The 21275-nt window shown below is 53.7% G+C and carries 18 protein-coding genes; 8 read left to right on the top strand and 10 right to left on the bottom strand.

Features of this window, described 5'->3' with window-relative positions:
• The first annotated feature begins 22 nt into the window (after window positions 1-22).
• Window positions 23-2017, top strand: a complete 1995-nt coding sequence (tkt, locus tag GFB57_RS11180; RefSeq protein ID WP_003037988.1) for a transketolase — start codon at window positions 23-25, stop codon at window positions 2015-2017.
• Here the strand turns inward: tkt and GFB57_RS11175 are convergent.
• The 3 genes from GFB57_RS11175 to aegA all read right to left on the bottom strand — a co-directional run bounded on the left by GFB57_RS11175 (window position 2007) and on the right by aegA (window position 5885).
• Window positions 2007-3050, bottom strand: coding sequence for a DUF1176 domain-containing protein (locus GFB57_RS11175; RefSeq protein ID WP_003037987.1), 1044 nt, complete (start codon window positions 3048-3050; stop codon window positions 2007-2009). The two genes, tkt and GFB57_RS11175, sit on opposite strands and share 11 nt — an antisense overlap.
• Before the next feature lie 123 nt (window positions 3051-3173).
• The gene (gene nudK / locus GFB57_RS11170; RefSeq protein WP_003037985.1) at window positions 3174-3749 is read right to left on the bottom strand and encodes a GDP-mannose pyrophosphatase NudK; all 576 of its coding nucleotides are present in this window, start codon (window positions 3747-3749) and stop codon (window positions 3174-3176) included.
• Window positions 3750-3905: 156 nt separating this feature from the next.
• The gene (gene aegA / locus GFB57_RS11165) at window positions 3906-5885 is read right to left on the bottom strand and encodes a formate-dependent uric acid utilization protein AegA (protein WP_003037984.1); all 1980 of its coding nucleotides are present in this window, start codon (window positions 5883-5885) and stop codon (window positions 3906-3908) included.
• Between the two features lie 260 nt (window positions 5886-6145).
• On the opposite strand from aegA, the gene narQ reads away from it, so the two are divergent.
• Both narQ and acrD read left to right on the top strand, forming a co-directional pair.
• Window positions 6146-7843 (top strand): nitrate/nitrite two-component system sensor histidine kinase NarQ, encoded by a 1698-nt coding sequence (gene narQ, locus GFB57_RS11160; RefSeq protein WP_003037982.1) that lies wholly within the window; start codon window positions 6146-6148, stop codon window positions 7841-7843.
• Between the two features lie 184 nt (window positions 7844-8027).
• A complete protein-coding gene (gene acrD / locus GFB57_RS11155; protein WP_003037980.1) occupies window positions 8028-11141 on the top strand; it encodes a multidrug efflux RND transporter permease AcrD in 3114 nt (1037 codons plus the stop codon).
• 75 nt (window positions 11142-11216) lie between these two features.
• On the opposite strand, the gene ypfM is transcribed toward acrD, so the two are convergent.
• A complete protein-coding gene (ypfM, locus tag GFB57_RS11150; protein WP_001386977.1) occupies window positions 11217-11276 on the bottom strand; it encodes a protein YpfM in 60 nt (19 codons plus the stop codon).
• Between the two features lie 388 nt (window positions 11277-11664).
• On the opposite strand from ypfM, the gene GFB57_RS11145 reads away from it, so the two are divergent.
• The 3 genes from GFB57_RS11145 to GFB57_RS11135 are packed head-to-tail and all read left to right on the top strand — an operon-like array spanning window position 11665 to window position 13380.
• On the top strand, window positions 11665-12021 hold the full coding sequence (locus GFB57_RS11145) for an ArsC family reductase (protein ID WP_003037978.1): 357 nt from the start codon (window positions 11665-11667) through the stop codon (window positions 12019-12021).
• Between the two features lie 3 nt (window positions 12022-12024).
• The gene (dapE, locus tag GFB57_RS11140) at window positions 12025-13152 is read left to right on the top strand and encodes a succinyl-diaminopimelate desuccinylase (RefSeq protein WP_003037976.1); all 1128 of its coding nucleotides are present in this window, start codon (window positions 12025-12027) and stop codon (window positions 13150-13152) included.
• A gap of 27 nt (window positions 13153-13179) precedes the next feature.
• Window positions 13180-13380 (top strand): membrane protein, encoded by a 201-nt coding sequence (locus tag GFB57_RS11135; RefSeq protein ID WP_003037974.1) that lies wholly within the window; start codon window positions 13180-13182, stop codon window positions 13378-13380.
• A 103-nt stretch (window positions 13381-13483) separates the two neighbouring features.
• Here GFB57_RS11135 and ypfH read toward each other — a convergent pair whose 3' ends face one another.
• From ypfH to dapA, 6 genes are all read right to left on the bottom strand, one after another.
• Window positions 13484-14182, bottom strand: coding sequence for an esterase (ypfH, locus tag GFB57_RS11130; RefSeq protein WP_003037972.1), 699 nt, complete (start codon window positions 14180-14182; stop codon window positions 13484-13486).
• Between the two features lie 73 nt (window positions 14183-14255).
• Entirely contained in the window at window positions 14256-16271 is a 2016-nt protein-coding gene (locus GFB57_RS11125) for a GNAT family N-acetyltransferase (RefSeq protein WP_003037970.1), read from the bottom strand.
• Window positions 16272-16286: 15 nt separating this feature from the next.
• The gene (locus tag GFB57_RS11120) at window positions 16287-17153 is read right to left on the bottom strand and encodes a neutral zinc metallopeptidase (RefSeq protein WP_003037967.1); all 867 of its coding nucleotides are present in this window, start codon (window positions 17151-17153) and stop codon (window positions 16287-16289) included.
• A 128-nt stretch (window positions 17154-17281) separates the two neighbouring features.
• Entirely contained in the window at window positions 17282-17995 is a 714-nt protein-coding gene (gene purC, locus GFB57_RS11115) for a phosphoribosylaminoimidazolesuccinocarboxamide synthase (RefSeq protein WP_003037964.1), read from the bottom strand.
• A 111-nt stretch (window positions 17996-18106) separates the two neighbouring features.
• The gene (gene bamC / locus GFB57_RS11110; RefSeq protein WP_003037961.1) at window positions 18107-19141 is read right to left on the bottom strand and encodes an outer membrane protein assembly factor BamC; all 1035 of its coding nucleotides are present in this window, start codon (window positions 19139-19141) and stop codon (window positions 18107-18109) included.
• A gap of 16 nt (window positions 19142-19157) precedes the next feature.
• Window positions 19158-20036: a 4-hydroxy-tetrahydrodipicolinate synthase gene (gene dapA, locus GFB57_RS11105; protein ID WP_003037957.1), complete on the bottom strand. Its 879-nt coding sequence runs from the start codon at window positions 20034-20036 to the stop codon at window positions 19158-19160.
• Window positions 20037-20181: 145 nt separating this feature from the next.
• Between dapA and GFB57_RS11100 the strand changes: the two genes are divergently transcribed.
• Both GFB57_RS11100 and bcp read left to right on the top strand, forming a co-directional pair.
• Window positions 20182-20754 (top strand): glycine cleavage system transcriptional repressor, encoded by a 573-nt coding sequence (locus GFB57_RS11100; protein WP_003037954.1) that lies wholly within the window; start codon window positions 20182-20184, stop codon window positions 20752-20754.
• A complete protein-coding gene (gene bcp, locus GFB57_RS11095) occupies window positions 20754-21224 on the top strand; it encodes a thioredoxin-dependent thiol peroxidase (protein ID WP_003037951.1) in 471 nt (156 codons plus the stop codon). Before GFB57_RS11100 ends, bcp begins: the two co-directional genes overlap by 1 nt.
• Window positions 21225-21275: the final 51 nt, after the last annotated feature.

Genomic DNA, 21275 nt, shown 5'->3' with positions numbered 1-21275 from the left:
TACTTTTCAAGGAGTATTTCCTATGACCCGTAAAGAGCTTGCCAATTCCATTCGTGCGCTGAGTATGGATGCCGTCCAAAAAGCTAACTCCGGCCACCCAGGAGCACCAATGGGGATGGCCGATATCGCCGAAGTGCTGTGGAACGATTTTCTACGCCATAACCCGACCGATCCCACCTGGTACGATCGTGACCGGTTTATTCTGTCCAACGGCCACGCCTCAATGCTGCTTTACAGCCTATTGCATCTTTCCGGTTACGACCTGCCGATCGAAGAATTAAAGAACTTCCGTCAGCTCCATTCAAAGACGCCAGGTCACCCGGAAATTGGCTACACGCCGGGCGTGGAAACCACCACCGGACCGCTGGGCCAGGGTTTAGCCAACGCTGTCGGCATGGCCATTGCCGAACGCACGCTGGCAGCGCAGTTTAACCAGCCGGACCATGAGATTGTTAACCACTTTACCTGGGTCTTTATGGGCGACGGCTGTCTGATGGAGGGTATTTCACACGAGGCTTGTTCGCTGGCGGGCACGCTGGGGCTTGGCAAACTCATCGGCTTCTACGATCACAACGGCATCTCAATTGATGGCGAAACCGACGGCTGGTTTACCGACGATACTGCAAAACGCTTTGAGGCTTACCACTGGCATGTAGTGCACGATATTGACGGTCATGACCCTGAGGCGGTGAAAAAAGCCATTCAGGAAGCGCAGGCTGTTACCGATAAACCGTCGCTGATTATCTGCCGCACGGTGATTGGTTTTGGCTCACCGAATAAAGCCGGGAAAGAGGAAGCGCACGGCGCTGCGTTGGGCGAAGAAGAGGTGGCGCTGACCCGGCAGAAACTGGGGTGGCATCATCCTGCTTTTGAAATCCCCAAAGAGATTTACCGGGCGTGGGACGCACGCGAGAAAGGCGAAAAAGCGCAACAGAGCTGGAAGGAGAAATTCGCAGCTTACGAACAAGCCTACCCGGAACTGGCGGCAGAGTTTACTCGCCGGATGAGCGGCGGACTGCCTAAGGAGTGGGAAGCAACAACCCAGAAATATATTACCGACCTGCAAGCCAACCCAGCCAAAATAGCCACCCGTAAAGCTTCGCAAAATATCCTGAATGCCTATGGGCCGATACTGCCAGAACTGCTCGGCGGCTCGGCGGATCTGGCACCCAGCAACCTGACCATCTGGAAAGGCTCCTCCTCTCTTAAAGAGGATCATGCAGGAAACTACATCCACTACGGCGTGCGGGAATTTGGCATGACCGCCATTGCTAATGGTATCGCGCACCACGGGGGCTTCGTACCTTACACTGCCACGTTCCTGATGTTTGTCGAATATGCCCGCAATGCCGCGCGCATGGCGGCGCTGATGAAAGCCCGACAAATCATGGTTTATACCCACGACTCGATTGGCCTGGGGGAAGATGGTCCCACGCACCAGGCCGTCGAACAACTCGCCAGCCTGCGCCTGACGCCTAATTTCAGTACCTGGCGACCATGCGATCAGGTTGAGGCGGCAGTAGGCTGGAAGCTGGCGGTCGAACGCCATGACGGGCCAACGGCGCTGATCCTCTCGCGGCAGAATCTGGCGCAGGTTGAGCGCACGCCTGAGCAAGTGCAGCAAATTGCCCGTGGCGGCTATGTGCTGAAGGACGGCGGCGGTAAGCCGGATGTTATCCTGATTGCTACCGGTTCAGAAATGGAAATCACGCTGCTGGCGGCGGAAAAACTGACCGGCGAAGGCCGTAACGTGCGGGTAGTTTCTCTGCCTTCAACCGATATCTTCGACGCCCAGGATGAGACGTACCGGGAGTCGGTTCTGCCGGCAAACGTCAGCGCGCGCGTGGCGGTAGAAGCCGGTATTGCCGACTACTGGTTCAAGTATGTTGGGCTGAAAGGGGCGATTGTTGGGATGACGGGCTATGGGGAGTCGGCTCCGGCGGACAAGCTGTTCCCGTTCTTCGGCTTTACGGTAGATAACATCGTCGACAAAGCACACAAGGTGCTTAACGTGTGATCCACAGTGTGGGCCAGGCATCTGGCCCATGCCAGTTATCACAACTTGGCTCCTGGGCATAGCGCACCAGGCGAAAACGCTGACCATCGTAGCGCCAGCGGGTCTGGATACCGCAATCTGCCAACCCTCGTCCTTTAGCGAGGGTAACCAGCTCCCGCGACTTTTCGTCAAACGCAGCGTTGGTCAGCTCCATATCGCGACTTTCCGCATCCGTTTTAAAAGGCAGACTTAACCGTACCGCGCGTGAAGTCAGCGGGGTTGTACGTGAAACCACCCACGCCAGATCGATAGTGTTATACGCTCCGGCCTCACAGCCAATCATCAGCAGCGCTTTATCATCCGTTAGGGCCGTGACGCGCATCTCGCGACGCAGCGGATCGATAGAGCAACGAATACCGTTGATTCGCCAGTTACCATAGTCCAGCAGTTCACTGCGCTCTTGCTGTGTGAGAGGCGTTGGCGTTGGGTTAATGACCGCTACGCCTTTCAGCGCGGGGGCAGGAGGTACACTGAGCGGAGGCTCGTCACCTTTTTCGATCCATGCGGTTTCGCTGCCAACCCGTTTTTGCTGGGCATCGATAAACAACAATGCGGCTTTTAGCCCGACCAGCGAAAGATTTTGCGCACCTTTTTGCAGGGTAATCGCCTTCGCGTCCTGTACGGTTTGTAAAAATGCGCTAATGGTGGCCGGATCATCGGTCATCAGTTGCCATGGGGTAACACGCCAGTGCTCGCCGCTCAGCGAGAGCGGCGCACCATCCAACAACAGACGCGGCGCAATATCGCTCTCTTTGACGTTGGACGATTCCAGCCCGCCCAGTTCAATACGCAACACGGCGTCAGTATGTGCCCCGGCGCTGCGGCTCAAGGTCATGACCAGGCCGTGGTGCTCTCCGGTATTGCGCGCCACGCAAAAATTTTGGTTATTACACGTCACCTGCCAGTCAGAAAACGCCTGTTGCGCGGGCGCAGCCCAGAGCAATCGGGCTGGTAGCAACCCGAGCAGGAAAAGGAGAATAACGCGATAGCGCATGGACGGTACAACCCCGAAGTCAAAACACACAGCCTAAGCGGTATCTTCCTTGCGCGACTGATGTGGCTCAATAAGAATTGTCGGATTGGCCGTAAATTTGTAAAGAAATATAAATCCCGCGCATTAGTCCATGAGATGCGACGACTGCAAATAGTTCAACAATAGCACCGTTTTACCGTCACGGATCTCACCCGTTTTGATCATTTCCAGCGCCTGTGTGAACGGCAGTTCCAGAACTTCAATATCTTCATCTTCCACACCGCCACCCCCGTTTGCTCGCTGGCTGTCACTGTATTGTGCAATGAAGAAGTGGATTATTTCCGTCACGCCGCCCGGCGACATGTATAACTCAAACAGTTTGCGCACTTCGCCCACTTCAAAGCCGGTCTCTTCAATGGCCTCTTTGCGAATGCACGCTTCCGGTTCGTCGTTATCCAACAGCCCGGCGCAGGTTTCAATCAGTTGACCATCTTCATTACCGTTGACCCAGGTGGCGACGCGGAACTGGCGAATTAAGACCACCGTTTTCTTCTCCGGGTTATACAGCAGGATTGTGGCACCGTTACCGCGATCGTAAACCTCGCGTTTATGACGAATCACCTCTCCAGTGCTACGGGTCAGGTCATAAGTGATATTGCGCAGGATGAAGTAGTTATCGGAGAGGACTTTATCTTTGATGAGGGTAATTTTTTGCGACATACCGGCTCCACAGCAAGAAGTGAGAAATAATACTACGCCGTGAAACCGGGTTTGTCTTGGAACAATGTAGGCCTGATAAGCAAAGCGCCATCAGGCATTCATGCGGCACATTGCCGGATGACAACGCTAACGCGTTTTATCCGGCCTGGACGCCGATTAGTGAGATTTGACTGATTTTACGCCCAGCCAGTCGACGATCCCCTGGGCGGCGTGCCGCCCCTCCGCCATGGCCGTCACCACCAGATCCGCACCGCGTACCGCGTCGCCACCGGCAAAGATTTTCGGGTTACTGGTTTGGTAACGGTATGCGCTTTCAACATCGGCGGCAATGCGCCCCCAGTTATCGACCTTAACGCCATGCGACTCCAGCCACGGCATGCCGTGTGGGTGAAAACCAAACGCCATGATCACCGCATCTGCGGGCATCACAAACTCACTCCCGGCGATGGGAACCGGGCGACGACGCCCCTGCGCATCAGGTTCGCCAAGTTGGGTACGTAAGAAACGCACGCCGCTGACTCGCCCATCGGCATGCAACACCAGCTCAACCGGCTGGACGTTAAACTCGAAGTTTGCCCCCTCTTCCCGGGCGTTCTTCACCTCTTTTTTCGAACCCGGCATGTTGGCTTCATCACGACGATAGGCGCAGGTCACCTGGCTTGCACCGTGGCGCAGCGCGGTACGTACACAGTCCATGGCCGTATCGCCTCCGCCCAGAACCACCACGTTCAGTCCGGCGGTATCGATAAACGGTTCTTCAGGCAACTCATCCAGCCCCATCACCTGCTTGGTGTTGGCAATCAGGAACGGCAGCGCATCATATACGCCTGGCGCGTCTTCATTTGGCAGGTCCGCCTTCATGGAACGATAGGTTCCCACCCCCACGAACACGGCATCGTAATCCTCCAGCAACTTTTCAAGTGCGACGTCCTTACCCACTTCACAGTTAAGTTCGAAATGAATCCCCATAGCGCTGAAGATTTCACGGCGACGCGTCAGCAGCGATTTATCCAGTTTGAAGGCCGGAATACCGAACGTCAACAAACCGCCAATTTCAGGATGGCGATCGTACACGGTGGCACTGATACCGCTACGCGCCAGCACATCCGCGCAGGCCAGACCCGCCGGACCCGCGCCAATAATGGCAACACGCTTGTCCACTTTCTGCACATGGCTTAAGTCCGGCCGCCATCCTTTACTCAGCGCCCGATCGGAGATGTAACGCTCAATATTACCGATGGTGACTGCGCCATGCTCACTACGCACCGTGCATGCCCCTTCGCAGAGTCGATCCTGCGGGCATACACGCCCGGTCACCTCCGGCAAGCAGTTGGTTTGATGTGAAAGCTCAACCGCGGCATCGATGTTTCCGGCTTTGACCAGCTCAATCCACTGCGGAATGTGGTTATGCAACGGACAGGTCCATTCGCAAATACTGTGGTCGCCGCATTTCAGGCAGCGAGAGGCTTCCCGCTCCGCCTGCGCCGTACGAAACGGCAGATAGATCTCTTCAAAGCTGGTTTTCCGGGCATCAATCGCCAGTTTATCCGGTTCACCACGCGCAGGCGTCGCCTGCATTTGCTCACGTTTGGTGATGACATGTGGAACAAGATCGGTAGTGCTGGCGTGCCATGGCTGGCTTTCCAGACTTGCGGTACGCAGCCTGCGCGCTTTTGACAGACCGGTAAGCGAATTTTCCGTCACCAACTGTAACGCCTGCGCCGGGCAGTTCTCTACGCAGGCGGGCCCCTGTTCACGCCCCTGGCACAGATCGCATTTGTGCGCGGTGGCTTTCACCTTCCCTTTGGCGACAGGAGTGAGTACGATCTGCATCGTGCCGAAAGGACAGGCAACGACGCACGATTTACAGCCAATGCACTTTTGCGGGTTCACCTGAACGCTGTCGTTATCATGGCTAATTGCCCCATTTGGGCAACTTCTGGCGCAGGGTGCATCTTCGCAGTGGTGACAGGTCACCGCGCTGCGCTGCTGCTGATGTTTAATGACGGTAATTCGGGGCTGAAAATGCCGTTGGCTCAGGACATGCTGTTCGCCATTGTGAGCCATGACGCAGGCGACCTCACAGGCATGGCATCCCAGGCACTGCTGGCTATTGACCATAATAAAACGATTCATGGCTTCCTTCTTTTTTGGTTGCAAAAACCTTATTCTTTATAAGAGTGTTATTAACCGACACGGAAGGAAGCGGCAATGTTCATTTGCCCAGGAAGCACAACTATTTATGCAGAACCTGTGGCAGATCAATTTATTTCATCGCATATGAAATTGTGTTTCAGTTACCATCCAGTTTCATGGCGTTTTATTAACCTTTATCAAATACACCGCATCGTTCACGCTGTTTTCAGGCGCGACGTGTATTGTGTGAGGATGCACAAGTGACGGTAAAGCGTCCGGTCTCGGCCAGTCTGGCTAAAGCTTTTTTCTACATAGTGCTGCTGTCAATTCTCTCAACAGGTATTGCGCTGCTCACGCTGACCAGCAGCTTGCGAGATGCCGAAGCCATCAACGTTGCTGGCTCATTGCGCATGCAAAGCTACCGTCTGGGTTACGATCTGCAAAGCCAGAGCCCGCAGCTTAACGCCCACCGCCAGCTTTTCCAGCAGGCGCTAAACGCACCAGCATTACAGAATCTGAATGCGTGGTATGTGCCACAAGCGGTAAAAAGCCGCTATGGACGTCTGCATGCTAACTGGCTGGAAATGAATGCCCGCCTGATCGACGGCGATTTAAAATGGTACCAGGCCAATATCAACAACTACGTCGATCAAATCGATCTCTTCGTGCTGGCGTTGCAACATTATGCCGAGCGTAAAGTCATGCTGGTATTTGGCATCTCGCTGGCGGGCGGGATCGGCATATTCACCCTCGTCTTCTTTACCCTGCGGCGCATTCGCCAGCAGGTGGTGCGTCCGCTGAATAAACTGGTGATGGCCAGTCAGCAAATTGAACACGGTCAGTTTAATATCCCACCGCTGGATACCGGTTTGCCCAATGAACTGGGGTTGCTGGGCAAAACGTTTAGCCAGATGTCGAGTGAATTACACAAGCTGTATCGCTCGCTGGAAGCGTCTGTTGCCGAGAAAACTCACGATCTCCATGAAGCCAATCGCCGTCTGGAGGTGTTGTATCAGTGCTCCCAGGCGTTAAATACCAGCCAGATTGACGTGCACTGCTTCCGCCATATTTTACAGATCGTCCGCGAACATGACGCCGCGTATTTCCTTGAGCTCACCGTCGGTGATAACTGGCGGATTAGCGAAGGGACTAAAAGCCTGGAGCTGCCGATGCAGATCCTGCCGGTCACTATGCAGGAAACCGTCTACGGCGAACTGCACTGGCAAAGTCCAAACGTCAATGCTTCTACTCCGCTGCTTAACAGCGTTTCCTCAATGCTGGGACGCGGGTTGTACTTCAACCAGGCACAAAAACATTTTCAGCAACTGTTGTTAATGGAGGAGCGAGCGACGATTGCACGCGAACTGCACGACTCGCTGGCACAGGTGCTCTCTTATTTACGCATTCAGTTGACGCTGCTGAAGCGTTCAATTCCGGAAGATAATGCCCCAGCGCAAAGCATCATGGCGGATTTCTCCCAGGCGCTGAACGATGCCTACCGTCAGTTACGCGAACTGCTCACAACCTTCCGTCTGACCTTACAACAGGCAGACTTACCCTCCGCCCTGCATGAAATGCTGGAAACGCTGCAAAATCAAACCTCAGCTAAACTCACACTCGACTGTCGGTTACCCACGCTGGCGTTGGATGCGCAAATGCAAGTGCACCTGTTGCAGATCATCCGCGAAGCGGTGCTGAACGCCATTAAGCATGCCAGTGCGAGCGAAATTGCCGTCAGTTGCGTAACGGCTCCGGACGGCAACCACACGGTTTATATCCGCGATAACGGCATCGGCATTGGCGAGCCGCATGAGCCTACAGGGCACTACGGACTAAATATTATGCGTGAGCGGGCGGAAAGACTAAGCGGCACGTTGACCTTCTCTCAACCTTCCGGAGGAGGAACGTTGGTAAGCATCAGTTTCCGTTCGGCTGAATCAGACAGTGATCTAACGTAAAGAACCGCAAAGCGCCGTCGGGTCTGGATCCAGGCCTGACGGCGTTGGCACGAAAGGTATGCTGTAAACGGGCATGATAATTTACATTATCTTCTTTTTTTCTCCACGTTTGACCCGTACCTTGCCGCTAAAGTGAAGCAAGCCATACCCATAACGATACGCAGAAACACGAGGTCCTCTTTTAATGGCGAATTTTTTCATCGATCGCCCCATTTTTGCCTGGGTGTTAGCTATCCTGTTGTGCCTGACAGGAGCCCTGGCTATTTTTTCACTGCCCGTTGAGCAATATCCCGATCTGGCGCCGCCAAATGTACGGGTCACCGCCAACTATCCTGGCGCCTCGGCTCAGACTCTGGAAAACACCGTCACCCAGGTGATCGAGCAGAACATGACTGGTCTCGATAACCTGATGTACATGTCGTCGCAGAGCAGCGGGACAGGCCAGGCATCAGTTACACTGAGCTTTGTCGCCGGAACCGATCCTGATGAGGCCGTCCAGCAGGTGCAAAACCAGCTGCAATCGGCAATGCGTAAACTGCCGCAGGCGGTACAGGATCAGGGGGTCACGGTGCGTAAGACCGGGGACACCAATATTCTGACAATCGCCTTTGTCTCCACCGATGGCTCAATGGATAAGCAGGACATCGCCGACTATGTCGCCAGTAACATTCAGGATCCGCTCAGCCGTATTAACGGCGTGGGGGATATTGACGCTTACGGCTCACAGTACTCCATGCGTATCTGGCTTGACCCAGCCAAACTGAACAGTTTCCAGATGACCGCTAAAGATGTGACCGACGCTATCGAGTCACAGAATGCGCAGATTGCGGTCGGACAACTTGGCGGTACACCTTCGGTGGACAAGCAGGCGCTGAACGCGACGATCAACGCCCAGTCGCTACTGCAGACTCCGGATGAATTCCGCGCCATTACTCTACGTGTCAACCAGGATGGCTCAGAAGTTAAACTGGGCGATGTGGCGACGGTCGAAATGGGTGCTGAAAAGTATGATTACCTCAGCCGCTTTAATGGAAATCCTGCCTCCGGTCTGGGCGTGAAGCTGGCTTCAGGCGCCAATGAAATGGCGACGGCGGAACTGGTCATTAACCGTCTGAACGAGCTGTCGCAATATTTTCCACATGGGCTGGAATATAAGGTGGCATATGAAACCACCTCCTTTGTCAAAGCCTCAATCATTGACGTGGTAAAAACCCTGCTGGAAGCGATCGCGCTGGTATTCCTCGTGATGTACCTGTTCCTGCAAAACTTCCGCGCCACGCTGATTCCCACCATCGCCGTTCCCGTCGTCCTGATGGGTACCTTCTCCGTGCTTTACGCCTTTGGCTATAGCGTTAACACCTTGACGATGTTTGCGATGGTGCTGGCGATCGGCCTGCTGGTCGATGACGCCATTGTGGTAGTGGAAAACGTCGAGCGTATTATGAGTGAGGAAGGGCTCACACCGCGGGAAGCGACACGGAAATCGATGGGGCAAATCCAGGGCGCGCTGGTTGGTATTGCCATGGTGCTGTCGGCGGTGTTTATCCCGATGGCCTTCTTCGGCGGCACTACCGGAGCTATTTACCGCCAGTTCTCGATTACTATCGTCTCCGCAATGGTGCTGTCTGTTCTGGTGGCGATGATCCTCACTCCTGCTCTGTGCGCCACCCTGCTCAAACCGCTGCATAAGGGCGAGCATCACGGACAAACCGGTTTCTTCGGCTGGTTTAACCGAATGTTTAATCGCAACGCCGAGCGCTACGAAAAAGGCGTTGCCAGGATCCTGCACCGCAGCCTGCGCTGGATACTGATCTACGGCCTGCTGCTCGGCGGAATGGTTTTCCTGTTCCTGCGCCTGCCAACCTCCTTCCTGCCGCTGGAAGACCGCGGCATGTTTACCACCTCGGTACAGCTGCCCAGCGGCTCCACACAGCAGCAAACATTGAAAGTGGTTGAGGAAGTAGAGAAGTATTACTTCACCCATGAGAAAGACAACATTATGTCGGTCTTTTCCACGGTCGGTTCAGGCCCTGGCGGGAACGGTCAAAACGTGGCGCGTATGTTTGTCCGTTTAAAAGACTGGGATGAGCGCGACACCACTACCGGAACCTCTTTCGCCATCATTGAACGTGCGACCAAGACCTTTAATAAGATTAAAGAAGCCCGCGTCTTCGCCAGTAGCCCTCCGGCTATCAGTGGCCTCGGAAGCTCTGCCGGTTTCGATATGGAGCTGCAGGATCACGCTGGTGCGGGGCATGACGCGTTAATGGCCGCGCGCGACAAGCTGATTGAGCTGGCCGGGAAGGATTCTTCCCTGACCCGCGTTCGTCATAACGGTCTGGACGACAGCCCGCAGTTGCAAATTGATATCGATCAGCGCAAAGCCCAGGCACTGGGCGTTTCCATCGATGACATCAACGATACATTGCAAACGGCCTGGGGTTCCAGCTACGTCAATGACTTTATGGACCGCGGTCGCGTGAAGAAGGTTTACGTGCAGGCGGCAGCAAAATATCGCATGCTCCCTGACGACATCAATTTGTGGTACGTCCGTAATAACAACGGTGGCATGGTGCCTTTCTCGGCCTTTGCCACGTCGCGCTGGGAAACCGGTTCACCGCGTCTGGAACGCTACAACGGCTACTCCGCGGTCGAGATTGTCGGAGAAGCCGCGCCCGGCGTCAGTACCGGTACAGCGATGGACATAATGGAATCGCTGGTGCGCCAGTTGCCGACCGGATTCGGCCTCGAATGGACTGCGATGTCTTATCAGGAACGGCTATCGGGTTCTCAGGCCCCCGCCCTGTACGCCATTTCTCTGCTGGTGGTATTCCTGTGTCTGGCGGCCCTGTATGAAAGCTGGTCAGTTCCCTTCTCCGTCATGCTGGTTGTGCCGCTGGGGGTCATTGGTGCTCTGCTGGCGACCTGGATGCGCGGTCTGGAAAACGACGTTTACTTCCAGGTCGGGTTACTTACCGTTATCGGGCTATCGGCGAAGAACGCAATCTTGATTGTTGAATTCGCCAATGAGATGAACGAGAAAGGACACGATCTGCTCGATGCCACGCTCCACGCCTGTCGCCAGCGCTTGCGTCCGATTCTGATGACCTCGCTGGCGTTTATCTTTGGGGTGCTGCCGATGACCATCAGCAGTGGCGCAGGTTCTGGCGGTCAACATGCGGTGGGGACAGGCGTAATGGGTGGAATGATTTCAGCCACTATCCTGGCGATTTACTTCGTGCCCCTGTTCTTTGTGCTGGTACGCAGACGCTTCCCGTTGAAACCGCGCCCGGAATAATCGGGCACAAAAAAGGCGACTTACGTTGAGTCGCCTTTTTTTATCCTTTACAGGATATGAATTTCTTCCAGAAAATTATTTACGAAGCATCACTTCGATAAAGTCTTTCCAGTTCCCCAGTTCACGTTCAATCATAACAACCTCTCTTATTATTATGAGCATTCTACAAAATCATCATCATCAAAAGAAGAACATTTAACCGATGGTTGTGATTACATCCTCCCGTGTTTGGGGTTTATGTGATCACTATGCGCCATACCCATAAATTTTATGTGACTTACTGCAATATTTTGAAATATTCATACATCATCTACTACTTTTGCAATTCTGATGGAAAAACAGGCTGATGCAAACAGGCAGATTCTGATTTTTAGTTATACGGTATTTTTGGAGCTTTCAGGAATCATTATTCACTGTTGTTCAACAATGTTATATTTTTCTATAACGATTGAATGACAATATGTATTATTCATTGCCACATAATAAAAGAATAAATATTCAAATTACGTCAATAAGGATTCAAATGATCACCCTCTACGGCATTAAGAATTGCGACACGATTAAAAAAGCCAGACGCTGGTTGGAAGCACAAGGTATTGACTATCGCTTTCATGATTATCGCGTCGACGGTCTTGACAATACGCTATTACAGTCCTTTATCAGCGAATTAGGTTGGGAAGCGCTGATCAATACACGTGGAACCACCTGGCGTAAACTCGATGAATCCACGCGCAGTCAAATCACCGATGCGGCTTCCGCCGCCGCATTGATGATTGAAATGCCAGCAATTATCAAACGCCCATTGCTCTGCGCGCCGGGTAAGCCTATGCTGCTTGGTTTCAGTGAATCCAGTTATACTCTGTTTTTTAATGAGGTGTAGTCTATGTCGTGCCCGGTTATTGAGCTGACACAGCAGCTTATTCGCCGTCCTTCCCTGAGCCCGGATGATGCCGGGTGCCAGGCGTTAATGATTGAACGCCTGCGCGCGGTAGGTTTTACCGTTGAGCGTATGGATTTTGGTGACACACAGAATTTTTGGGCATGGCGCGGTAAAGGTGAGACCCTGGCATTTGCCGGTCACACCGACGTAGTGCCCGCCGGCGATGTCGATCGTTGGATCAATCCGCCGTTCGAACCGACCATTCGCGATGGCATGCTGTTCGGGCGTGGCGCTGCCGATATGAAAGGCTCACTGGCAGCGATGGTCGTGGCCGCAGAGCGTTTTGTCGCCCAGCATCCAAACCATCAGGGTCGTCTGGCATTTTTGATAACGTCCGACGAAGAAGCCAGCGCCAAAAACGGCACCGTAAAGGTGGTTGAAGCACTGATGGCGCGTAATGAGCGACTGGATTATTGTCTGGTTGGCGAACCGTCCAGCACGGAAATCGTTGGCGACGTGGTCAAGAATGGACGTCGTGGTTCACTGACCTGCAACCTGACCATTCATGGCGTGCAGGGGCACGTAGCCTATCCGCATCTGGCCGATAATCCGGTACACCGCGCGGCGCCAATGCTCAACGAACTGGTGGCGATTGAGTGGGACCAGGGTAACGAGTTCTTCCCGGCGACCAGCATGCAGATTGCCAATATTCAGGCAGGTACCGGCAGCAACAACGTTATCCCCGGAGAACTGTTTATCCAGTTCAACTTCCGTTTCAGCACTGAGCTGACCGATGAGATGATTAAAGCACGGGTTCACGCGCTGCTGGAGAAACATCAGTTGCGCTATACCGTCGACTGGTGGCTTTCCGGTCAGCCGTTCCTGACTGAACGCGGTAAACTGGTGGATGCAGTAGTGAACGCCATTGAGCACTATAATGAAATTAAACCGCAGTTACTGACTACAGGCGGGACGTCCGACGGGCGCTTTATTGCCCGCATGGGGGCACAGGTAGTCGAACTTGGGCCGGTCAACGCCACTATTCATAAAATAAATGAATGTGTTAATGCCGCCGACCTGCAGCTGCTTGCCCGTATGTATCAACGTATCATGGAGCAACTCGTCGCCTGATGAGTGTTCCTGCAAGAGGAAAAATACATGGACTGGCTAGCAAAATATTGGTGGATTCTGGTGTTGGTGTTTCTGGTAGGCGTGCTGCTTAACGTTATCAAAGATCTCAAGCGCGTCGATCCAAAGAAATATCTGGCCAACAAACCGGAGCTTCCCCCGCATCGTGACTTTAACGATAAATGGGATGACGACGACGATTGGCCGAACAAGGATCAACCGAAGAAATAATTTCCAGGCCAATAAGTCACGTAGGCCCGGTAAGCGTTAGCGCCACCGGGCGTTAAGTGCCGGATGGCAACGCTCCGCGTTTTATCCGGCCTACGGTTATCAATCAGATCATCTCAATCACATCATCATCGTGAGGCTTACCGCCGCTCAGCGCTTCATCAAAATAGTGCTTCGGTACGGTAAAACGCAGATGATCGAGCGCAAACTGCATGCTGCGTTCATCAATGGCGTGTCCCAGGTTTTCGACGATATCCAGCGTCACATCCCCACCCGCAGCAATTAATGCCTCCTGCGCGGCAACGGCATGGGAGAGCTCTATCACCCGGTCTTCACCACCGTGAATCAAATGCACCGTCGTTGCGGTAGTTGCAACCTCCGGTAAGGTGGCATAGCGACCATTGAAGGCAATGACCCGCGACGCCAGCCCCGGCTCGGCTTTGATGCTCTCAAGCGACATAATCGACCCCTGAGAAAAACCAATCAGCGCGGTTGCCTGCGGTGAAACGCCGCTTTGTTTCTGCCAGTAGCGCACGGTTTCGATAAACACCGGCATAATCGCGTCGATACGCGCCTGGCGGTTCTCTTCCGTTACGCCCTGTACCGAAAACCACTGACGTCCGGAAGTCGTACCGTAAGGCTCTGCCCCGCCAATGCTGACGATTAACGCATCCGGAAACAGCGGCGCAAACCAGGAGCCAATTTCACCCATGGCAACCGGGTTATCGCCGACGCCATGAAACAGCAGCAGTAGCTGTTGAGCGGGTTTATCGGGACTTTGAACAACAAAATGGTCATGTTTCATGGCGATCTCCTTAACTGATGAGAATCATTCTACGCCGCTTAACCGCAATGACCATGCCAGGAAATTGAAGATGTTAGTGAAAAAATTGCCATTGCATAATGCGATTATGTAGCCGCTGTTCACGTTCAGCATCCAGCTGATTTAACGCTTGTGCCGCTTCGGCGCGCTGAACGACCAGCAGCGCTTTACGACCTGAGATCTTCAGCTGTTGGCACAATTCGGCGTCGCTGCGTTTAGCCTGTATACGTCCGCGCAATGCCGGAAGAGGTAATTCACTGTGCTCAAGCAGACGACTCAGACAGCCTAGCGACGTCAATAATGGCCGATGCGCGAAGGCAAACCCAGCCAGCTCAGCCCAGTCATCCTCATTAAGCGTAGTCTCTTTCAGCGGGACCAGCGGAATGCTCTCACCATTCCATCGCGCAAGGATTTCCGCATCACGCCGCAAATGCTGGTGCTCCCGCTCAGCAAGGCGCTTTCCCGCTTCGCTGATGGGCAGCAACGCCATGGCGGTATAACAGCCGCTGCTGGCTTCCCGGTGATTTCCCATTCGCACCAGCACAAAACCGCAGCGCTGCCAGAAACGCCATAGTTCAGCCGTATACCCAAAACTGACCGAGAGATAGTCACACGATGTGGAATAGTGGTGGGCCAGCACAATCAGCTGTTGCCCAATACCTTCTCTTTGGCGCGCAGGATGAACCGCAATTCGACTGACTCGTCTCCCGACGAGCGTCGCCGCCAACGGGTCACCACCGTGCGCCGCCAGCGACTGTGCAACCAGATTCCCCCTCGGTCGACGATATCCGGCCCAGACGGCCTGGCTTAATTCTGCGGATAGTCCCCCTTCATCGACCAGCCAGACAGCACCCGCCACTGAGTCAGCGGTTGATGCCTGAAGAAAATGCTGACCAGGCGCGTCCATCATTCGCCGCAGGTCTAATGGCGAGGTGCGATAATGCGCTCCGGAGAGCAACTGGTATACCGCTAACGGCAGCTCCGGGCTAGCATCCCAGGACTGTTGCTCAAATGCCGAGAAGTGAAGCTCCCCCAATGGGGCATGCGTGAACGTTTCATCATCAAACACCAGCGCATCGCTGACAATTTGCTCCAGCGGACATCCCTGCGCCCAGCGCACGGGTTGTTGCAACTCATAGCGTCGAAGATGGGGGAAGCGGGCGCAGAATTTCAGCAAGAAGCCTCTACCCGTTCCCTCGTAGCCTTGTACTGTAGTGGTTAACAGCGTACGAGGAAAACGCGCCACCAGTTGGTGAAGCAGCGGCGCGGGGATCGCGGCGGCTTCATCCACAATCAGCCAGTCTGCGGTTTCAGAACTGCTTAATAGTGCATCCGGCGCCATAAAGCGGTAACGCTCTGCGGCAAATTGTGCCAGCACATCCGTTGCAGCTTTGGCAGGTGCGGTCACAATCGCAGTGCCGTTAATCCGCGCTATGAGTTGCCCTGCCAGAGCGGATTTGCCCCGACCCCGTGCGGCCGTCACCGCAACCACACCGGGAGGCATAGCCAGCAAATGATTTAATATCATCGCCTGTTCTGGTTGGGGTTCGCCGGTTGCCGCAAGCCAAGCTGCGCGAGCAGGAAAGTGCGGACAGGAAATCGGCTGATGCTGCTGCCAGTGCAGAGCCTGTCTATCGAGGGAAATCACCCGTTTGACGTGCTCAACAAAATGCGGTGTGGGAATGGGCTCAGCACAATCGCTCCAGCGTAGTGAATCCACGTCTGGATGCGTGTGCCAGGAATGCCAGGGTGGGGTCAGCAAAACCAGCCAACTGCTGGCAAGCAGTGTACCGCTTAAGGCGGCAAACGCCGCAGCGTCAAATCCCTGCCCGGCGTCGAAAACTGCATGACGAAACTCGCGCCCCAGTAACGTTTGCAGCGCCTGTGGCGTACAGTTCGGTTCAGCAGGGGCATTCGCCCCTACCCACAACCAGTCGCCGGGTAATATGTCGCGTAGCGCTAACGCCTGCCCCTGACACCAGTTCTCCTCGCCGCTGATAATCAGCAAACGACGGATCCCCTCACGAGCCATCTGTTCGGTTAACGCCCTCAGCGCCGTGTTATCGGACATCCCTGCCTCTGTATCTTAAATACCTTTACCAAAAGTATTACATTGTCCCGGATCGCCGCTATCAAAACCGCGTTTGAACCAGGTAAAACGCTGTTCAGAGGTTCCGTGAGTAAAGCTGTCCGGTACGACGCGTCCTTGTCCCTGCTGTTGCAGACGATCGTCACCAATGGCCTGTGCGGCGTTTAGTGCCTCTTCCAGGTCACCAGACTCCAGCACGCCCTGCTGCTGCATGCTATGGCCCCAGACACCGGCAAAGCAGTCCGCCTGCAGTTCCATACGAACGGAAAGACGGTTCACCTCAGCTTGTGAGGCGTTTTGTTGCATCTGGCGAACTTTCGGTTCAATACCCAGCAGTTTCTGCACGTGGTGACCCACTTCATGGGCGATAACATAGCCCTGCGCAAAATCACCATCAGCGCCCAGCTTGTTTTTCATGTCATCATAGAATGAAAGGTCGATATATACCGTACCATCTGCCGGACAATAAAACGGCCCCATCACGGACTGGCCCGCGCCGCAGCCGGTGCGCGTCGCGCCCCGGTACATCACCAGCTTCGGCTGTTGGTAGGTGCGGCCCATTTTTTCAAACTGCTGTCCCCAGGTATCTTCTGTTGTAGCCAGAATCACCGAGGTAAATTTTGCCGCTTCATCATCGTTTGGGCTGATGGAGCGTGATGATTGTTGTTGGGAGACCGGCTGGCCGGTCATTAATCCGGTGAGATCCACGCCATAATAACCCGCCACCAGCACCACAATCAGCAGGATGATACCGCCTTTACCACTGGGCAGACGAAAACCAGGCCCACCCATAGAGGGGCCGCCGCCAGAGCTGTTTCGTCTGTCTTCCACGTTGTCACTTTCACGACGCCCTTGCCAGCGCATAATCACCTCAACTTTTTATTCATTATGATGATGATCGTAGGCGGTTCGGAACAGGATTACCATAAGAAATAGTAATCAAATCAGGTGGGGTTAATGAGCCGGAGAGCGATCGCCGGCTCAGGGGAAGATTAGTCTAACTTCACACCCAGGCGATGCGCGACGGCTTCATAGGCTTCGATCAGGCCGCCCAGACTCTGGCGGAAGCGATCTTTGTCCATTTTATCCAGCGTTTCTTTGTCCCACAGGCGGCTACCGTCCGGTGAGAATTCATCACCCAGGACGACTTCACCTTTATACAAACCAAACTCAAGTTTGAAGTCGACCAGAATCAGACCAGCATCATCAAACATCTTTTTCAGCACGTCGTTAGCTTTGTAGGTCAGCTCTTTCATACGTGCCAGATTCTCTTTGCTCACCCAACCAAAAGTTTCGCAATAGGAATCGTTAATCATTGGATCGTGCATAGCATCGTTTTTCAGGAACAGATCAAACAGCGGCGGATTCAGTTCAATACCTTCCTCAACGCCTAAACGCTTAACCAAAGAGCCTGCTGCGCGGTTACGTACCACACATTCAACCGGTACCATATCCAGCTTTTTCACCAGACATTCGGTATCAGAAAGCAGTCGCTCCATCTGGGTAGGAATACCCGCTTCTTGCAGTTTAGTCATAATGAAATGGTTGAATTTGTTGTTCACCATACCTTTACGGTCAAACTGTTCAATGCGCGCGCCATCCCCTGCTGACGTATCATTGCGGAATTCGAGCACCAACAGGTCCGGGTTTTCCGTGCTGTATACGGTCTTCGCTTTACCACGATACAACTCAGCTTGCTTTTGCATCTTTATTACTCCTGGGTGTGAATTAACGATAAATATTGCGTTTTTCTGCCGACGCACACGTTTGCGTATCATATCAGAAAAAAAGGGCTGGAGTTATCCAGCCCTTTATTTTTACTTACTGAACGCTGCCTGGAAGACGGCGACCAGCGCGTCGTTCTGGCTTTGCGTCAGGGTATGCCCCTTCGGATCGATAAACTGCAAGCTACTGCGGTTGTCTAAATCACCGACCTGCAGTTTATAGTCGCCGGATACCAGACCTGGGTCACTTGCGCCCAGCTCCTGCCAGCTGCTATCAGACAGAGGTTTGTAGGTCACCGCGATGCTACCCTGAGAACGGGTGCTGTCGGTTACCTTCATCCCCACTTTCTCAAGCGCTGCTGGCAAACGCTGCCACACCACGTTGAACGGCCCGCGTACCACCAGCATTGGTAAACCGGTGTCATCGGCTGCGCTCTGAACATCCATGGTGGCTGCAGAGCGGTTCTGCGCGGCATTCGCGGCGTCGGTGGCGTTCTTATCCAGACCAGCAGAGATAACGTTCATCATCTCAGCGCTGTAACGCTGCATTGATGCCGCATCGGCTACGGGTTTACCCGCCTGCTCGAGGTTAATCAGTTTCACCGTTACCGCTTGCTGATAGCCCTGCGGTTTAACCGAGATTTGATAACGTCCACGGTACTGCTCGTCTTCATCCAGACGGTTCCAGTCAACCCAGTCGGTGGTCAGCGTCTGGCTGGCATCATCACGTTTGGTGATCGTGTAGTTTTTAGACTGAATGACGCTCACGACCTGCGGCCACAGCGTGTTGCCACGACCATTTTCCACCAGCAACGTTGAGGTATCGCCTGCGATTTGCGTGCGAGCGCCAGTGACTAACGCTAACGGCTGAGCCGGTGGACGAATATCCAGCGCTTTACCCACGGCACCACTGCCGTTGGTTACCGGGATATTATAGTCGCCCGACATAACCGGCAAAATCATCCCAGCTGGAGCATGAAGCTCAGCAAGCGGTGCGGCCTCCAGATAGGATTCATCACCGCTCACCTGGCGCTTATAGCGCGAGTCAGAGCTACAGGCCGCGAGCAACATAACAAGCGAAACACCCGCAACCTTGGCCAGGCGCGACTTTTGTACTGAGTAAGCCATCAAATCTCCCTAAACTTTACAGCAAACCGGCATGCTTAAGCGCCGCTTTGACGATTTCACGAGCATTGTCCGTGATTGGCGTCATCGGCAGACGTAGCGTATCGGTCGCCACAAGTCCCAACTCCTTACACGCCCATTTCACGGGAATAGGATTGGGTTCGACAAATAGTTTGTTGTGTAACGGCATCAGACGCTGGTTAATCACCCGCGCCTCGGCAAATTGCCCGGCTGCCGCCAGTTTGCACATTTCAGCCATATCACGTGCCGCAACGTTAGACGTTACGGAAATCACGCCATGACCACCGAGCTGCATAAAATCCAGTCCGGTCGCGTCATCACCGCTGAGCAGAATAAAGTCGTCCGAAACCAGCTCTTTGATCTGGTGAACGCGACTTAAGTTCCCCGTGGCCTCTTTAATAGCGATAATATTTTTAACTTTCGCCAGACGACCAACGGTTTCCGGCAGCATATCGCAGCCAGTACGGGACGGCACATTATACAGAATTTGCGGCAGGTCAGTATGCTCAGCGATGGCTTTGAAATGCTGGAACAAACCTTCCTGGGTTGGGCGGTTGTAGTAAGGCGTCACCGTCAGGCAGCCAACAACACCGCTGTCGTTGAAACGCTGCGTCAGACTAATGGCTTCCGCGGTCGCATTGGCGCCGGTTCCGGCAATAACCGGAATACGCCCGTCAGCCAGCTCCAGCGTCATCATCACCACATCGCCATGTTCATCATGACTCAGGGTGGCGGACTCACCGGTGGTGCCAACAGAAACGATCGCCGAGGTGCCGCTGGCGACATGATAATCAATCAGTTTTTTCAGGCTCGACCGGCAGACTTTACCTTTCTCATCCATCGGCGTAACAAGCGCGACAATACTTCCCGTGAACATGGGCCATCCTCTGTGCAAACAAGTGTCTCAATGGTACGTTTGGTACGACAATAAAAGCAAGCGACCAGAGCCGTTCTGATTGTTGTATGCATGTTTTTTTTATGCTTTCCTTATGATTACCTCACCGCTCAAAGGAAGAACAGGTTTGACATCGTCATCGCAACACTATCTGGTCATTACTGCGCTGGGTGCCGACCGCCCAGGAATTGTGAACACCATCACACGTCATGTCAGCAGTTGCGGCTGTAATATCGAAGACAGCCGACTGGCCATGCTGGGTGATGAGTTCACGTTTATCATGTTGCTGTCGGGCACCTGGAATGCCATCACCCTGATTGAATCAACCTTGCCATTAAAAGGCGCAGAGCTGGATTTACTCATTGTGATGAAGCGCACGACCGCGCGCCCTCGTCCGGCGATGCCTGCTACGGTATGGGTGCAGGTCGATGTCCCTGATTCTCCCCATTTGATTGAACGCTTCACCGCACTGTTTGACAGCCACCAAATGAATATTGCGGAACTGGTTTCACGCACGCAACCGGCTGAGAATGGAAAGGCGGCGCAGTTGTTTATTCAAATTACCGCACATAGTCCTGCGTCACATGATTCGGCAAATATTGAAGATGCGTTTAAAGCACTCTGTACAGAACTCAATGCGCAAGGCAGTATTAACGTCGTCAATTACTCACAGCATGATGAACAGGATGGAGTTAAGTAATGAACCCACTGAAAGCCGGTGATATCGCACCGAAATTTAGCTTGCCGGATCAAGACGGAGAACAAGTAAATTTAACCGACTTCCAGGGACAGCGTGTTCTGGTTTATTTTTACCCGAAAGCCATGACACCCGGCTGTACCGTACAGGCCTGCGGCTTGCGCGATAACATGGATGAGTTAAAAAAAGCTGGTGTTGAAGTGCTGGGGATCAGCACCGACAAACCAGAGAAGCTTTCCCGATTCGCGGAGAAAGAAGTCCTGAATTTCACGCTCCTGTCCGATGAAGATCATCAGGTTTGCGAGCAGTTCGGCGTCTGGGGTGAGAAGTCATTTATGGGCAAAACCTACGATGGCATCCACCGCATCAGCTTCCTGATTGATGCCGAAGGCAAAATTGAGCACGTGTTCGATGACTTCAAAACCAGCAATCACCACGACGTGGTACTGAACTGGCTGAAAGAGAACGCCTGATTTACGTTTTGCTGGAAAAAGCCTGATGGCGCTTCGCTTATCAGGCCTGCG

Origin of the sequence: Citrobacter sp. S39, assembly GCF_009495675.1 — a bacterium.
Taxonomy (GTDB): Bacteria; Pseudomonadota; Gammaproteobacteria; order Enterobacterales; family Enterobacteriaceae; genus Citrobacter; species Citrobacter freundii.
Note: the sequence above shows the minus strand (reverse complement) of the source record. Positions and strands in the feature narration are given on the sequence as shown.

What these genes read in the sequence shown, in the direction of transcription:
- tkt (WP_003037988.1), top strand. Translation starts at nt 23, where the DNA reads ATGACCCGTAAAGAGCTTGCCAATTCCATTCGTGCGCTGAGTATGGAT.
- GFB57_RS11175 (WP_003037987.1), bottom strand. Translation starts at nt 3,050, where the DNA reads ATGCGCTATCGCGTTATTCTCCTTTTCCTGCTCGGGTTGCTACCAGCC.
- nudK (WP_003037985.1), bottom strand. Translation starts at nt 3,749, where the DNA reads ATGTCGCAAAAAATTACCCTCATCAAAGATAAAGTCCTCTCCGATAAC.
- aegA (WP_003037984.1), bottom strand. Translation starts at nt 5,885, where the DNA reads ATGAATCGTTTTATTATGGTCAATAGCCAGCAGTGCCTGGGATGCCAT.
- acrD (WP_003037980.1), top strand. Translation starts at nt 8,028, where the DNA reads ATGGCGAATTTTTTCATCGATCGCCCCATTTTTGCCTGGGTGTTAGCT.
- GFB57_RS11145 (WP_003037978.1), top strand. Translation starts at nt 11,665, where the DNA reads ATGATCACCCTCTACGGCATTAAGAATTGCGACACGATTAAAAAAGCC.
- dapE (WP_003037976.1), top strand. Translation starts at nt 12,025, where the DNA reads ATGTCGTGCCCGGTTATTGAGCTGACACAGCAGCTTATTCGCCGTCCT.
- GFB57_RS11135 (WP_003037974.1), top strand. Translation starts at nt 13,180, where the DNA reads ATGGACTGGCTAGCAAAATATTGGTGGATTCTGGTGTTGGTGTTTCTG.
- ypfH (WP_003037972.1), bottom strand. Translation starts at nt 14,182, where the DNA reads ATGAAACATGACCATTTTGTTGTTCAAAGTCCCGATAAACCCGCTCAA.
- GFB57_RS11125 (WP_003037970.1), bottom strand. Translation starts at nt 16,271, where the DNA reads ATGTCCGATAACACGGCGCTGAGGGCGTTAACCGAACAGATGGCTCGT.
- GFB57_RS11120 (WP_003037967.1), bottom strand. Translation starts at nt 17,153, where the DNA reads ATGCGCTGGCAAGGGCGTCGTGAAAGTGACAACGTGGAAGACAGACGA.
- purC (WP_003037964.1), bottom strand. Translation starts at nt 17,995, where the DNA reads ATGCAAAAGCAAGCTGAGTTGTATCGTGGTAAAGCGAAGACCGTATAC.
- bamC (WP_003037961.1), bottom strand. Translation starts at nt 19,141, where the DNA reads ATGGCTTACTCAGTACAAAAGTCGCGCCTGGCCAAGGTTGCGGGTGTT.
- dapA (WP_003037957.1), bottom strand. Translation starts at nt 20,036, where the DNA reads ATGTTCACGGGAAGTATTGTCGCGCTTGTTACGCCGATGGATGAGAAA.
- bcp (WP_003037951.1), top strand. Translation starts at nt 20,754, where the DNA reads ATGAACCCACTGAAAGCCGGTGATATCGCACCGAAATTTAGCTTGCCG.